General features: G+C 60.5%; 15 protein-coding genes. 4 read left to right on the top strand and 11 right to left on the bottom strand.

What is annotated here, in order from left to right; genetic code table 11:
* Positions 1-24 precede the first annotated feature (24 nt).
* Positions 25-798 (top strand): IclR family transcriptional regulator, encoded by a 774-nt coding sequence (locus AC1ROR_RS23330; RefSeq protein ID WP_498590900.1) that lies wholly within the window; start codon positions 25-27, stop codon positions 796-798.
* Between the two features lie 105 nt (positions 799-903).
* On the opposite strand, the gene tal is transcribed toward AC1ROR_RS23330, so the two are convergent.
* Positions 904-1869, bottom strand: coding sequence for a transaldolase (gene tal / locus AC1ROR_RS23325; RefSeq protein ID WP_498590899.1), 966 nt, complete (start codon positions 1867-1869; stop codon positions 904-906).
* 206 nt (positions 1870-2075) lie between these two features.
* Between tal and AC1ROR_RS23320 the strand changes: the two genes are divergently transcribed.
* Entirely contained in the window at positions 2076-3062 is a 987-nt protein-coding gene (locus tag AC1ROR_RS23320; protein ID WP_035228277.1) for a sugar-binding transcriptional regulator, read from the top strand.
* Here AC1ROR_RS23320 and AC1ROR_RS23315 read toward each other — a convergent pair.
* The 4 genes from AC1ROR_RS23315 to AC1ROR_RS23300 form a co-directional block, all read right to left on the bottom strand.
* Complete coding sequence (locus AC1ROR_RS23315; RefSeq protein ID WP_498590898.1) at positions 3059-3346, bottom strand: type II toxin-antitoxin system RelE/ParE family toxin; 288 nt, start codon at positions 3344-3346, stop codon at positions 3059-3061. The genes AC1ROR_RS23320 and AC1ROR_RS23315 overlap by 4 nt on opposite strands.
* A 5-nt stretch (positions 3347-3351) precedes the next feature.
* Positions 3352-3588 (bottom strand): CopG family ribbon-helix-helix protein, encoded by a 237-nt coding sequence (locus AC1ROR_RS23310; RefSeq protein ID WP_035228253.1) that lies wholly within the window; start codon positions 3586-3588, stop codon positions 3352-3354.
* A gap of 54 nt (positions 3589-3642) precedes the next feature.
* Positions 3643-4515: a methylated-DNA--[protein]-cysteine S-methyltransferase gene (locus tag AC1ROR_RS23305; RefSeq protein WP_080839795.1), complete on the bottom strand. Its 873-nt coding sequence runs from the start codon at positions 4513-4515 to the stop codon at positions 3643-3645.
* 267 nt (positions 4516-4782) lie between these two features.
* A complete protein-coding gene (locus AC1ROR_RS23300) occupies positions 4783-5265 on the bottom strand; it encodes a DUF2244 domain-containing protein (protein ID WP_003523126.1) in 483 nt (160 codons plus the stop codon).
* 37 nt (positions 5266-5302) lie between these two features.
* On the opposite strand from AC1ROR_RS23300, the gene nth reads away from it, so the two are divergent.
* Complete coding sequence (gene nth, locus AC1ROR_RS23295) at positions 5303-6085, top strand: endonuclease III (protein ID WP_498590897.1); 783 nt, start codon at positions 5303-5305, stop codon at positions 6083-6085.
* Here nth and AC1ROR_RS23290 read toward each other — a convergent pair.
* Positions 6047-6784 (bottom strand): sulfate transporter family protein, encoded by a 738-nt coding sequence (locus AC1ROR_RS23290; protein ID WP_498590896.1) that lies wholly within the window; start codon positions 6782-6784, stop codon positions 6047-6049. The genes nth and AC1ROR_RS23290 overlap by 39 nt on opposite strands.
* A gap of 296 nt (positions 6785-7080) precedes the next feature.
* On the opposite strand from AC1ROR_RS23290, the gene AC1ROR_RS23285 reads away from it, so the two are divergent.
* Positions 7081-7911 carry a MurR/RpiR family transcriptional regulator gene (locus AC1ROR_RS23285; RefSeq protein WP_498590895.1) on the top strand — a complete coding sequence of 277 codons (831 nt, stop codon included), beginning with the start codon at positions 7081-7083 and terminating at the stop codon, positions 7909-7911.
* A 202-nt stretch (positions 7912-8113) separates the two neighbouring features.
* Here the strand turns inward: AC1ROR_RS23285 and AC1ROR_RS23280 are convergent, their stop codons facing one another.
* The 5 genes from AC1ROR_RS23280 to AC1ROR_RS23260 form a co-directional block, all read right to left on the bottom strand.
* The gene (locus tag AC1ROR_RS23280; RefSeq protein ID WP_498590894.1) at positions 8114-9688 is read right to left on the bottom strand and encodes an FGGY-family carbohydrate kinase; all 1575 of its coding nucleotides are present in this window, start codon (positions 9686-9688) and stop codon (positions 8114-8116) included.
* A 60-nt stretch (positions 9689-9748) separates the two neighbouring features.
* Positions 9749-10468 carry an HAD family hydrolase gene (locus tag AC1ROR_RS23275; protein ID WP_498590893.1) on the bottom strand — a complete coding sequence of 240 codons (720 nt, stop codon included), beginning with the start codon at positions 10466-10468 and terminating at the stop codon, positions 9749-9751.
* Positions 10469-10474: 6 nt separating this feature from the next.
* A complete protein-coding gene (locus AC1ROR_RS23270; protein ID WP_498590892.1) occupies positions 10475-11959 on the bottom strand; it encodes a mannitol dehydrogenase family protein in 1485 nt (494 codons plus the stop codon).
* A gap of 61 nt (positions 11960-12020) precedes the next feature.
* Positions 12021-12797, bottom strand: coding sequence for an L-iditol 2-dehydrogenase (locus AC1ROR_RS23265; protein WP_035228271.1), 777 nt, complete (start codon positions 12795-12797; stop codon positions 12021-12023).
* Positions 12794-13756, bottom strand: a 963-nt coding sequence (locus AC1ROR_RS23260; RefSeq protein ID WP_498590891.1) for an ABC transporter ATP-binding protein, incomplete at its 5' end; no start/stop codon positions are given. The genes AC1ROR_RS23260 and AC1ROR_RS23265, both read right to left, overlap by 4 nt.

Here is a 13756-nt window from a genome sequence, read left to right as displayed (position 1 = left end):
CACGCAAAACACCATCGAGGCCAGATGACCGACGACGACAGCGAAAGATACCGCGCTCCCGCCCTCGACAAGGGTCTTGATATTCTCGAGCTTCTGGCCCGTACCGATGGCGGACTGACGCAGATCGAGATCGCGAAGTCGATCGGCAAAAGCCCGAATGAACTTTACCGCATGCTGGACCGGCTGGTGCGCCGCGGTTACGTGCAGCGGCTGGAGGGTGACCGGTTTTCGCTGACGCTGAAGATGTTCGGGCTGGCGCATTTCCACGCGCCGATCCGCCGCCTCGTCTCCTTTGCCGCCCCTGTCATGCGCGATTTTTCGGCCAGCGCCGCGCAGGCCTGCCATCTGGCCGTCTATGACCGCGGCGGCGTCGTCGTCATCGCCCAGCAGGAATCCTCAACCTATTGGGCCATGTCCCTGCGCGTGGGCGCACAGATGAGCCTGTTCCACACGGGTTCCGGCCATGTGCTTCTGGCCTTCCAGACCGATGCGCAACGCGAGATCATGATCACCGAACAGGTGCGTGGCGGCGGCGAGACCGTGCCTCAGGGGCTGGCAGAACGGCTGGCGCAGGTGCGCCGACAGGGCTTCGAATCCATGGACAGCCTTCAGACCGCCGGCGTGCGCAATATCTCCGCCCCGGTGCTGACGCTCGACGGCACCGCCCTTGCCGTCATTACCTGCCCCTATATTACCCCGCTTAACGGCAAGGCGCCGACGCGCGAGGCCTGCGAAGCGCTGATCCGCGATGCGGCACAGCGCATTTCCGCAGTGGCGACGGGAAACGGCAACGACTGAAACACACAAAAACGCGACCGGCAGGGATCCGATCGCGTTTTTGCATGACTGGAGATTTATGTGGTGTAAACGCAAGGGGAACCGGGATGGTTCCCCTTTCTTTTATCAGGCGGCCGCCAGCGTCAGTTCCTTGCGGACCATCTCGCGCAGCGTCACCAGATCCTTGGCGAACAGGCGGATGCCTTCCGAGAGCTTCTCGGTGGCCATCGCATCTTCGTTGAGCGCCCAGCGGAATGCCTTTTCGTCGAGCGACTGCAGCGGCTCGGCCTTGATATTGTCAGGCGAAAGCTTGCGCTCCAGCTTGCCGCTGTCCTTGTCCAGCTCTTCCAGCAGCGCCGGGCTGATCGTCAGGCGGTCGCAACCGGCCAGCGCTTCGATTTCGCCGACATTGCGGAAGGAGGCACCCATGACGACGGTGCCGATGCCATTGGCCTTGTAATAATTGTAGATGCTGCGCACCGACACGACGCCCGGATCGGTTTCGGCAGTGTAGGTCTCACCGGTGGACTTCTTGTACCAGTCGAGAATACGGCCGACGAAGGGCGAGATGAGGAAGACCTTGGCTTCGGCGCAAGCAATCGCCTGGGCCTGAGAGAAGAGCAGGGTCAGGTTGCAATCGATGCCTTCGGACTGGAGAACCTCGGCGGCCTTGATACCTTCCCAGGTGGAGGCGAGCTTGATGAGGATGCGTTCACGCTCGATACCGCGCTCCTTATAGGCGGCGATGATGTGGCGCGCCTTGGTGATGGAGGCTTGCGTATCGAAGGAAAGGTCGGCATCGACTTCGGTCGACACACGGCCCGGAACGAGGCCGGCAAGGGCTGCGCCCACGGAAATGGCGAGACGGTCGGCAACGGCGGCAACCACGGCGTCGGACTGGCCGCCCTGCTTCTTGCCCCATGCGACGGCTTCCTTCACCGCATCGGCAAAGGCCGGGGTGCCGAGCGCCTTCAGAACGATGGTGGGGTTGGTGGTGCAATCCACCGGCTTCAGGCGCGCAACCGCCTCGATATCGCCGGTATCGGCAACGACCGTAGTGATGGCGCGAAGTTGTTCGAGTTTAGACGTCATACCGAATGATCCTTCATGATCTCTTCAAAACTTGCCAAGCCGTCTTTTCGTTCCCGCACCATGGGTGCGCCCAAGGCCGAAATCGCGGTTCTGTCCGGCTCCGACTATCGCAAGCGACAGGGCCAAAAGTCAAGACATTTGCGCATCGCAATTGACATAAGTTTCACGCCTGCGATACTCCCCAAACATAAAGAATGGCGGAAACCGTGGCGAAACTGAGAAGAGAAACCCATACGGCCTATTCGGAAGCGGCGTCTCTGCGGCTGCGCGCCGCATGGCTCTATTATAATCAGGGCATGACGCAGAAAGACGTCGCGGAAAAACTCGGCATCAGCCGCTCCACCGTCATCCGCCTTCTGGATGAGGCGATGAAGCGCTCCGAAGTGCAAATCTGGATCAACGAAGGCATCGAGGATTTCGTCGAGCTGGCCGGCCGGCTGGAGGCGGCTTATGGGCTGGACGAGGCGGTGATCATCCCTTCCCCCGGCCCATCCCCGGATAAGGCGAACGCCGAAGGCACGGCCAAGGCGGTCGGGCTGGCGCTCGGGCAATTCCTCTCCGAAGCGGTGCCGAACGAAGCCACCATCGGTGTCGGCTGGGGCCGCACCATGACCGCCTCGCTTTCCAGCTTCCGCCCGCCGCGCCGGGAAAATTGCAAGGTCGTGTCGCTGCTCGGCGGCATCGTTGCCGTGCACCAGACCAACCCGCTCGATTACACCTGGCGGCTGGCAAGCGCGCTCGGGGCGGAATGTTACATGTTCCTTGCGCCGCTTCTGGTGGATTCGGTTGAGACCAAACGGGCGCTGATCGAAAAATGCGGGCTTGCGACACTTTACGATCTCGCGGAAACGCTCGATCTCGCCATCGTCTCCTGCGGCGATATCGGCCCCCATTCGACGTCGTTATCGGAAGGTTTTATTTCCAAGGCGACGCTGCAGGAACTCATCGATGCCGGTTGCGTCTGCGACACCATGTTCAATTTCATCGATGCCGAAGGCCGCTCCGTCGATCACCCCATCAACCAGCGCGCCATGGCGATCGATCTCGATACGCTACGTAAGGCCAAACACATCGTGCTGGCCTCTGGCGGCGCCCATCGCGCCATCGCCATCCGCGCCACGATCAAGCGGATCGGCTGTAATACGCTGATAACAGACGAGGCGGCGGCGCGAGCATTGATGGAGCTGGTTTAGGCTTCGTCAGGCCATTCGCGGGCGGCATGTTGCACGAACAGGATTTCGACCTGTTGCTCCGTCACGCGATAGGCGACGATGTAGGGCAGGCCGGAAATAACCAGTTCCCTAGTCCCTTCAATTTCGCCACTGCGTCCTAAATGAGGATTATCGGATAGAAGACGTGCCGTCGTCTGGTGAATTGCCCTAACGACTTTTATTGCCGCACGCGGATTACGTTCGGCGATATAGTTGCCTATAGCATCAAGCTCCCGGAGATAACGCCGCGTCCAAACCAACCGCACGCGTTTCAGGCCTTGGCATATTTATTCAGAACTACGTTGATCTCTTCTTCAGTAACAAACTCCCCGGCATCGGCCTCCGCCAACCCTGCCCTCACGCCGCTCGTCCATTTCTCCTGCCATGCCAGAGAACGTCCATGAGAAAGCGCATCTTCTATGATGCGGCTTGGTGTCGAGTTCGAGCGCTCGGCTAAGATATCCAGCCGGTGCTTCAGATCGTCGGGAAGTTCAATCGTGCTTTTCATGGGCAAAGAATAACCGATCCCAGGCAGATCGGCAAAGACAATCCAAGCCCCGCCTCACACCTTCCCCGTTTCCCAACCGAGCATAGCCCGCTTGCGGGTCAGGCCCCAGTGATACCCCGTCAGAGCCCCGCTTTTACCGACGGCGCGATGGCAGGGAACGACGAAGGACACCGGGTTGGCGCCGACCGCCGCACCGACCGCACGCGACGCGGTGGGCTGGCCGATATCGCAGGCGATGTGCGAATAGGTAACCGCGCGGCCCATCGGGATTTTCAGGAGGCTTTCCCAGACACGCACCTGAAAATCCGTACCGAGCAGCACGACGCGCAACGGCCTGTCCGCCGACCACATGGACGGATCGAAGATGCGGGCGGCATAGGGCGCGGTCGCTTCGCGATCCTCGACATAGTCCGCATTCGGCCAGCGGCCAGCCATGTCCTCGAAACAGGCCCTTTCCTCACCCGGATCGGCAAAAGCGCAGCCGGCAAGGCCACGATCGGTCACCATGACCAGCGCAAGCCCGAAGGGCGAGGTGTGGAAACCGTAACGGATCGTCAGCCCGCCGCCCTTGGCCTTCCATTCGCCGGGAGACATGGCCTCATGGGTGACGAACAGATCGTGCAGGCGTCCGGGGCCAGACATGCCAACCTCGATCGAGGTTTCCAGCAGCGGCAAATCCTCTTCGCGCAACAGCCTCTTGGCATGATCGAGCGTTACGGCCTGCAGGAATGCCTTGGGCGAAAGGCCGGCCCAACGGGTGAAGGTCTTCTGCAATTGCGTCGGCGACTGGCCGAGCTCTGCGGCAATGGCTTCGAGGGAGGGCTGCTCGCGATAATCCAGCGTCAAAAGCTCGATAACCCCGCGCACCGTGTCGTAATCCGTTCCGATGGGGGTGATGTCTTCGTTCAGCGTAATATTGGCGTTCATCGCAAATCTCCTAACGGGTAAGAGAAAACCATTAAAGCGACTTCGTCTCCACCCGTTTCTTGCGCAGCATCATGATACGCAAGGAATGTTCGTTAGCCGGAACACCTACGCACCCTCATTCCTGTGCTCGTCACAGGAATCCAGCAGACACGCGTCCGCGTGGCGAGGGACTCTTTTCAGCCCAAAGACTTGGGCTGGCTGGATCCCTGTGACAAGCACAGGGATGAGGGAAGGAGACCACCGCGCCACGACAACTTCCTGATCCACTCACATCCGCCGCCTGACAGTCGCCAGCGCACCGCCAAAAGCCTTGGCGAAACTTTCCCGGTCATCCGGATTGAGAAACGACCCGATATCGGTTGCCCGGCCTTCACCCGTCACATGCATGGAGACGATGCCGATCTCGTCATGCCGCCTCACCCTGAAGCGCGCCCAGAAGGGATTGAAGCGATGCTCCACCATCCGCCCTGCCGGAGAAAATTTGCGGATCGACAGGCTGGTGCGCGAGACGCTGACCTCTTCCCGCGCCTTCGCCGCCCGGTAGTTGGCGCGGAAGGCGGCATAAAGCAGCAGGAAATCCAGCCCGAAGAACAGGCCGACCGGCCATGCCCCGGTGGCGAGGAAAAAGCCGCCATAGACAAGGCAGGCCAGGCCGGAGAAAAGCAGGAGCAGCCGGAAACCCCTTCTGCCAAGCGAACGGTGCGGAACGAGTTCCGCCGCGAAAATCGGCTGGTCGTTGAGCGTATCCACGTTGCTTTCCTCAAGGCGGGCTGGCTATAGATAGTCCATGACAGTCGCCAAAAAACGATCCAGCACCCAAACATTGAAAAAGTCAAATCCGGCATCCGCGCGCAAGCCGACGCGGGTGAAAACGGCCTATTCGAAGGACGAGCTCACCGAGATCTTCCGGCGTTTTTCCATTCAGCGGCCGGAGCCGAAAGGCGAGTTGGAACATACCAATCCCTTCACCCTGCTGGTAGCAGTGGCGCTTTCCGCGCAGGCGACCGATGTGGGCGTGAACCGGGCCACACGCGCGTTGTTCAAGGTGGCCGATACGCCGGAAAAGATGCTGGCGCTCGGCGAGGAAGAACTGATCGGCCATATCAAGACCATCGGCCTTTACCGCAACAAGGCGAAAAACGTCATCGCCCTGTCGCAGATGCTGATCGACAATTTCGGCGGCGAGGTGCCGAAAACCCGCGAGGAGCTGGTGACGCTGCCGGGTGTGGGCCGCAAGACTGCCAATGTGGTGATGTCCATGGCCTTCGGCGTGCCCACGCTTGCGGTGGATACCCACGTCTTCCGCATTGCCAACCGGCTCTGTCTTGCGCCGGGCAAAACCCCTGACGAGGTTGAAGACCGGCTGATCCGCATCATTCCTGAACAATATCTGTTCCACGCCCATCACTGGCTGATCCTGCATGGGCGTTATTGCTGCAAGGCGCGCAAGCCGGAATGCGAACGCTGCGTGATCGCCGATATCTGCAAGTCGCCAGAAAAGACCTTCGATATTCCAGCGCCACTGGTGGAATTACCCGCGCAGCTGTTCGGTGCGGCCGGCGGCGAATGATGGATCGCGCCGGCTGACGGCCTTGTGCAGATGCACCATCATCGAGGCGGCAAAAAGCGGCGTCAAAAGGTTGAGGAACGGCACCGCCAGGAAGGCGGCGATTACCAGCCCGGCCATGAAAACGGTGGTGCGGTGTTTTGAACGGAACAACCTCGCTTCGGCGGGCGAGCGGAAACGCATCGCCGCGAATTCGAAGAATTCCCGGCCGAGCAGATAGCCGTTCACCAGAAAAAACGCGATGAGATTGATACCCGGCACAAGCAGCAGCAACAGCGCGACAAGGTTGCCGGCAATGACGACACCGAAGAACTTGATGGACGACAGAACAGCCTCACCGACCGGCATCGCCTTGCCCGGTGGGTCGTTCGGATAGTTCTTTTTTTCAACCACTTCGGCGACATCGTCGAGAAACAGGCCGGCAATGACGGCGGTGACCGGCGAAATGAGCAGCGCCAGCGCCAGCGCAAGTCCGATGCCGGCGAAAATGGCGAAAACGAAGGTCAGCCAGCCCGCCCAGTCCGGCACGCCGGGGATCAGCGTATCCACCCACGGCAGGGCGAAATAGATGAAGATCGACCGAATGGCGAACCACAGCGCCGCCAGCACGAGAAGCGTCAGCCCCAGAACCTTCCAGAAAACCGACCGGGTTTCGGCGGCAAAGAGATTTTGAAACGCCAGCCTTGCCGCATCGAATATCATTCGGAACTCCCTTGCCGCTTCCTGCGTTGAAACTTTCTGACCCAGCGAGAGATAGGAGCTTGCCGTCGGCTGTACAAGAACCACAGCAAGCCGCCAACCGCCTGGAATTAAACCGCAGATGGAATTTCCCTTGAATAAAAGATATCTCTAAAATATAATAAAATACCTATTATAATTCGCATTCCGGTCCGGTGGAGGACATGGCCGGAAAAGCTTCCCCCACCGTCAAAAAGCGGTTCGCACGCTGTTTGGCGCGCGCGCATGCATCATCGTTCAATAATCATAAGAATGAGGCGTTGGTGGAAAAGCTGCTGTTGAACCTCACGCGTGCCATGAAGGCTGGCACACCCTCCGAGCGCAAGATCGCCAAATATCTGATCGAGCATCTGGACGAGTTGCCATTCGAAACGGCGCAGACGCTGGCTGCGAAGCTCGGCCTCAGCCCGATGACGGTCGGCCGCTTCCTACGCTCGCTTGGATACCGGCAATTCAGCGATATCCGTGCCGATCTGCGCCATGCGGAAGAAATGGGGGGTGAGGAGCAAACGGCATCCGTTGCAGGTGGAGAACAGTCCAATCCGTTTTCCCAGCTTCTGTCACAACAGATCCAGGCCATCCAGACCGCTTTCGACATGACCTCCCAGCCGATCTGGCGTCTGGCAATGAACGAGATCGCCTCCACCTCCGATATTTTTCTGGCCACATCCCCTGAAAGCATGGGCACCGGCCGCCATTTCCATGGACGGTTGCTGGAATACCGCAGGCAGGTCCATTATCTCGGCAGCGATAGCGCCGCTTATGTCGCGCTATGGGATTTTGACCCGGCAAAAGCCCTTCTCATCCTCATGGATTGCGGCGGCAGCCTGTCGCCGCTGCAGAGCCTGTCTTCGACGGCGCGCAAGAGCGGCTACAGAACCCTGCTCATCACCACCCGGTTTTATGAATGGGGACCTGAAAGCGCCGATATCTGTCTTGCCATGCCGCACGCCCAGAATGGCGGCCAGGGCCTCCTGCAACTGGTCGCGCTGATGGAATTCACCCTCTGCAGCCTGATTGCCGGCGCGGACGAGACGCGCAGGACGCGGATGAAAAACCTTACCGGCCTGAAGCGCTCGCTCGGCATCTGAGCGGCGTCCTGCAGGCATATGGATCGAGCGGGTGCCGCGTATTTCTTCTCCCCGGCGGGGAGAAGTCCGCGGCAGAGGGATGAGGGGGCGACGGTCGAGATATTCGGAGAGCTTGCCCCCTCATCCGACCCTTCGGGCCACCTTCTCCCCGGCGGGGAGAAGAAATATGCGGCGACGCCCTCGCCAAACATTTTGCAAAAAATCAGAGGCTTTCCAGCTCCTGGCGATGACGGTGCATGGCGAGAAACCGGCGATAATCGCGCTCATAACGGGGCGCAAGCGCCGTATTTCCGGAAATTTCCGCATTGCCCGGATACATGGCGGCACCAGCCGCCGCAAGCCCCGCATGGACGCCCCCGGCAGCCGCCGCCGTCATCGCCGTGCCGAGAAGAACGGCATCGGCGGTCGCGGGAACCACGATGCGCTTGCCCGTCACATCGGCATAAAGCTCCATCAGGAGCTGGTTTTTCACGTGCCCGCCGGTGACATGCAGGCTTTCGACCGCATAACCGAAACGCTCCATGGCATCGAGCACATGGCGCGCGCCGAGCGCGATCGCCACGGCGGTACGCCAGTAAAGACGGCAGAGACTGTCGAAAGATGTGTCCAGCGTCAGCCCGCTGATGACGCCGACCGCATGCGGATCGGCAAGCGGCGAGCGGTTGCCATGGAAATCCGGCAGCACATGCAACCGATCGGCAAAGGCCTCGCCCTCAAGCGCGCGCAACTCCGTTACCCGCGCAACGATGCGGGCATGCAGGGCCGTATCCGGCTCACCGCCGGCCGCATGCATGCGCACGATATGATCGAGCAGCGCACCGGTGGCCGATTGCCCACCCTCCACCAGCCAATGGCCGGGCAGGATCGCCTGCCAATAGGGACCCCAGAGACTGTGACCGGGCATCTGCCGCTCAGACATGGCGACAAGGCAACTCGAGGTGCCGGCAATCAGCGCCACATGCCGGCCCACATCCGCCGAAAGGCAACCGCCAAGCGCGCCGAGAGCACCGGCATAGGCATCGATCATGCCCGCCGCCACCTGGCAGCCGGTGTCCAGACCAAGATCTGCGGCGGCCTGCGGCGACAGTGAACCGATGCTCTCCCCCGGCATTACCGTGGTGTCGGGCAGCCCGGCCCGTTCCTTCAGATCACCAAGCCCGGCCATTTCGAGATAATCCGCCTGCCAGCCCGGATTTTCCTGCGCCAGGAAATTCCACTTCGCCGTCTGCGTGCAATTTGAACGCTTCGCGGAGCCGGTCGCCTTCCATGTCAGGAAATCCGCCAGATCGAAGGCGAAGGACATGCGCGACCAGCTCGCCGGCATATGCGTCTTCAGCCACATCAGCTTCGGCATCTGCATTTCCGGCGACATGCTTCTGCCGGCAAAATCCAGCACGCGGTGGCCGGAGGCCGTCAGCCGGTCGGCCTCGTCGATTGCCCGGTGGTCGAGCCAGACGATCGTATCGAACCGGTCTTTGCCGGTCACCGAAACCGAAACCGGTTCTCCGCTTTCATCACGGATAACGAGCGAGCAGGTGGCGTCGAAACCGATTGCCGCAATGCTTTGCGGCGACACACCCGCATCGGCAAGCGCTGCCCTCACCGCAATGCAGACCGCGTTCCATATGTCGGTGGAGTCATGTTCGGCGTGGTTTTCCTGCGGCCTCTGCATCAGGATGGGATGGGTGGAGCGGGCCAGAAGCCTGCCGGCCGGATCGAAAATCCCGGCGCGCGCGCTCGCCGTACCGACATCGACAGCCACGAGATTCTGACGCATCAAGACTTCAATTCCATCCCTTGCGCAACGACGTCCCGGCGGCGGCAGGCAAGGTTTGCTTCAGCCTGCGTCACGTGCCACCCGGCTGTCAAAACCGCCCTTCCCCACATAACCGTCGACAAGTTGGACCAAATCCGGCATGGCGTCAAACGTGGCATCGGCCCCGAGACCCGCGATCTTTTCCCGGAATGCGGGAAACCGCGCATGCGAGCCGCCGGTAAAGGCAAAAACCGCCATGCCGGCCGCCTTCGCCGCCGCAATGCCCGCCGGGCTGTCCTCGATCACGATGCAGTGACGCGGATCAGCGCCCATTTCACGCGCGGCATGCAGGAAAAGATCAGGCGCCGGCTTGCCATTCTTCACCATGGTGGCGCTGAAGACATACGGCTCGAATTTGTCGATCAGGCCGGTCAGCCCCAGCGAATAACGAATGCGCTCCGGCTGGCTGGACGAGGCAACGCAGCGTTTCAGGCCCACAAGCCTGTCCAGCGTTTCGGCAATGCCGCCAATCGGCCGAAGCTCGGTGCGGAAACGCTCGAACAATGTTGCGCGCATATGGTCGAGAAAATCGATATCGGTCTCGACACCGTAATCCTCAAACAGCGTCGCCGTCATACTGGCGACGCTGCGGCCGAGGAAGCGCTCATAGGCTTCCTCCTCTCCCATCGTCACACCGAGATGGGAGAGCATGTCGAGAAGCACTGAAATCGAGACCGGCTCGCTGTCGACGAGAACGCCGTCGCAGTCGAAAATCAAAAGGGGTCCGGTCCGGTCTTTCATCTCACGTCACTTTTCAGCCAGCTTGTCATCCAAATAAAGCTGCAAGGTCTTCGCCGTGCCTTCTTGCCACAGCGTTTTCAATGCATGGGCAAAGCGTTTACGGAAAAGCGCCGATTCGGCAACCTCCCCGAAAATATCGCCAAGCGCGAGGAAGGCCATCGGATCGTCCTTGGCCTTGATGGCCGCCGCCTGAAGCCGCTCGGCGCTCGCATCGTTGAAGGCGATTTCTTTGCCGCTGTCGGAAGTGCCCTGGAAATAACGGCACCAGAGCGCCGAAACCAGCGACAGGCCGACAATATCTTCGCCGCGCGCCAGACGGTCGGCGGTGGAGGGCAGAATGAACTTCGGCTGGCGGTTGGAGCCATCCTGTGCCAGACGCGGAATGGTGTCGCCGATTTTCGGATTGAGGAAACGCCGTTCGATCAGCCCGAAATAATCGGCAAGATTCGTATCGGGAACCGGCGGAATGACCGGGATGATCTCTTCATTTTCAAGCTTTGCCAGAAATGCCCGGATCAGCGGATGTTCCATGGCCTCATGCACGAAATGAATATCGAGCAGAGCCGCCGGATAGGCGATTGCCGCATGGCCGCCATTGAGGATGCGGATTTTCATGTGCTCATAGGGCGCAACATCCTTCACGAACTGCACGCCGGCCTTTTCCAGCGCCGGGCGGCCGGCAGGGAAATTATCCTCCATCACCCATTGCTTGAACTCCTCGCAGAAGACCGGCCAGTTGTCTTCGATGCCGAAATCGTCGCGGGCGATATTGCGTTCGCGCTCGCCTGTCGCGGGCGTGATGCGGTCGACCATGGAATTGGGGAAAGCGACGTTTTCGCCGATCCAGTTGGCGAAAGCCGGATCGGACAGGGCCGCGAGCCCGACCACCGCATTTTTCGTGACCTTGCCATTATGCGGAATGTTGTCGCAGGACATGACGGTGAAGGGTTGCAGCCCTTTGTCCCGCCGTGCCCTCAGCCCGGCGACGATGAGGCCGAACACGGTTTTCGGTGAAGCCGGGTTTCTGCCATCCTCGGCAATGGCCGGATGCTGCGGGTTGAAGGAACCGGAGGCATCGATGAAATACCCGCCTTCAGTGATCGTCATGGAAACGATGCGGATTTTCGGGTCTGCCAGCTTATCGATGATGGTCCTGCTGTCACCAACCGGCAATATGTCGATCATCGGGCCGGTGACGCGCGCGCCGGTGCGGTTATTGTCCTGCTCCACCACCGTCGTCAGGAAATCCTGCGCAGCGAGTTTCTCGCGCATCACCGCATCGGAGGGCAGAACGCCCGCGCCGATGATGGCGAAGTCATGGTCCGTTCCGGTATTGAAGAGATCATCCAGATAAACCGCCTGATGGGCGCGGTGGAAATTGCCGACGCCGAAATGCACGATGCCGGCGGAAAGATCGGTCCGGGAATAGGCCGGAACAGCCGCGGTTTTTCTGGCGTCGTCAAGCGTTACGAGGGAGAGTTTGCATGTCATGTCACGATCCTCGAAGGGGAAACGTTGTTCGTGCCAAGGCCGGACGACAGGCGCCCGATACTCAGCTCATCCAGTTGCCGCCATCGACATTATAGGTCTGGGCGACGATGTATTGTGCCTCATCGGAGGCAAGGAAGATCGCCATGCCGGTCAGGTCTTCGGCACGGCCCATGCGGCCGAAGGGCACGGCCTCCCCGACCAGCCGCTTCTTTTCACCGGCGGGGCGGTTTTCATATTTCGCAAACAGCGCATCCACGCCGTCCCAGTGCTCGCCATCGACCACGCCCGGCGCAATCGCATTGACGTTGATGCCGTGTCTGATGAGATCGAGCCCCGCCGATTGGGTGAGGCTGATGACGGCGGCCTTGGTGGCGCAATAAACCGCCACCAAGGCCTCGCCGCGCCGGCCCGCCTGGCTTGCCATGTTGATGATCTTGCCGCCTTTTCCCCGAGCAATCATTGTTTTTGCGGCGGCCTGCATCATGAACAGCGTGCCGGACACGTTGATCGAAAACAGTCTTTCGTAGCTCTCGCGTTTGATCTCGACAATCGGTGCCAGATCGAACAGCGCGGCATTGTTGATGAGGATATCGAGTCCACCCGTCTGGCCTTCCACGGTGCGAATGGCGGTGTCGATGGAATGCTGTTTGGTGACGTCAAGTTCGACGGCATAGGCGTTCTCGCCGATCTCGCGGGCGGTCTTGCTGGCGCGTTCGAAATCGATATCGGCAATGGCGACGGTTGCCCCCTCACGTATATAGGCTTCGGCAAAGGCACGGCCTATGCCGCGCGCCGAACCTGTTATCAGTGCGGATTTGCCTTCCAGTCTTCCCGTCATATTGCCTTACCCTTTTCATCAAACCTGTGGATCTTGGTCTCGTCGGGGGTGATGAAGACGGTATCGCCATGCCTGCATTCGAACTCGCCATCGGTCCTTGCGGTAATCGGCCCGATGCCATCGACATCGAGATGCAGGAAGGTATCCGATCCGAGATGTTCGGCAACCGTGACCTTGCCCTGCCACAGCCCGTTTTCTTTCGACAGCACCAGATGTTCGGGCCGCACACCGGCGGTGGCGGCGTTCTTGCTGCGGGCGTAATCGCCAGTCACCAGGTTCATGCGCGGCGAGCCGATGAAGCCGGCGACGAAGAGGTTGGCGGGGGAGCGGTAAAGCTCCATCGGTGAGCCGACCTGCTCGATATTGCCGCGGTTGAGGACGACGATCTTGTCAGCCATGGTCATGGCTTCCACCTGGTCGTGGGTGACGTAGATCATCGTCGTCTTCAGCGTGTTGTGCAGCTCGGAGATTTCCAGCCGCATGGTGCCGCGCAGCGCCGCATCGAGGTTGGAAAGCGGCTCGTCGAACAGGAAGGCTTTCGGTTCGCGCACGATGGCGCGGCCGATGGCGACGCGCTGGCGCTGGCCGCCCGACAGCTGCGAGGGCCGGCGTTCGAGATAATCGGTGAGGTTCAGCACCCGGGCGGCGTCCTCGACCTTTTTATCGATCACCGCCTTGTCGAGCTTGGCCATCTTCAGCGGGAAGGCGATGTTATTCCTGACACTCATATGCGGATAAAGCGCATAGGACTGGAACACCATGGCAAGGCCGCGCTCGGCCGGGGCCTTTTCGGTGACATCCTTGCCGTCGATGGCGATCTTTCCGCCGGAGACATCTTCCAGCCCGGCGATGAGGCGCAAAAGCGTGGACTTGCCGCAGCCCGACGGGCCGACGAAGACGACGAACTCGCCGTCGTTGATATCGAGATCGATCGACGGGATGACTTTCGCCTCACCGAA

The sequence above is a fragment of the Agrobacterium sp. GW821-FHT14E08 genome (assembly GCF_058803865.1).
The sequence above is the reverse complement of the archived record's forward strand: the minus strand, read 5'-3'. Positions and strand labels throughout refer to the sequence as shown.

Excerpts from the sequence above, each read along its gene's own strand:
- tal (WP_498590899.1), bottom strand. The coding sequence starts at position 1,869 with ATGACGTCTAAACTCGAACAACTTCGCGCCATCACTACGGTCGTTGCC.
- AC1ROR_RS23270 (WP_498590892.1), bottom strand. The coding sequence starts at position 11,959 with ATGACATGCAAACTCTCCCTCGTAACGCTTGACGACGCCAGAAAAACC.
- AC1ROR_RS23280 (WP_498590894.1), bottom strand. The coding sequence starts at position 9,688 with ATGCGTCAGAATCTCGTGGCTGTCGATGTCGGTACGGCGAGCGCGCGC.
- AC1ROR_RS23290 (WP_498590896.1), bottom strand. The coding sequence starts at position 6,784 with ATGATATTCGATGCGGCAAGGCTGGCGTTTCAAAATCTCTTTGCCGCC.
- AC1ROR_RS23330 (WP_498590900.1), top strand. The coding sequence starts at position 25 with ATGACCGACGACGACAGCGAAAGATACCGCGCTCCCGCCCTCGACAAG.
- AC1ROR_RS23265 (WP_035228271.1), bottom strand. The coding sequence starts at position 12,797 with ATGACGGGAAGACTGGAAGGCAAATCCGCACTGATAACAGGTTCGGCG.
- nth (WP_498590897.1), top strand. The coding sequence starts at position 5,303 with ATGACAGTCGCCAAAAAACGATCCAGCACCCAAACATTGAAAAAGTCA.
- AC1ROR_RS23305 (WP_080839795.1), bottom strand. The coding sequence starts at position 4,515 with ATGAACGCCAATATTACGCTGAACGAAGACATCACCCCCATCGGAACG.
- AC1ROR_RS23275 (WP_498590893.1), bottom strand. The coding sequence starts at position 10,468 with ATGAAAGACCGGACCGGACCCCTTTTGATTTTCGACTGCGACGGCGTT.
- AC1ROR_RS23310 (WP_035228253.1), bottom strand. The coding sequence starts at position 3,588 with ATGAAAAGCACGATTGAACTTCCCGACGATCTGAAGCACCGGCTGGAT.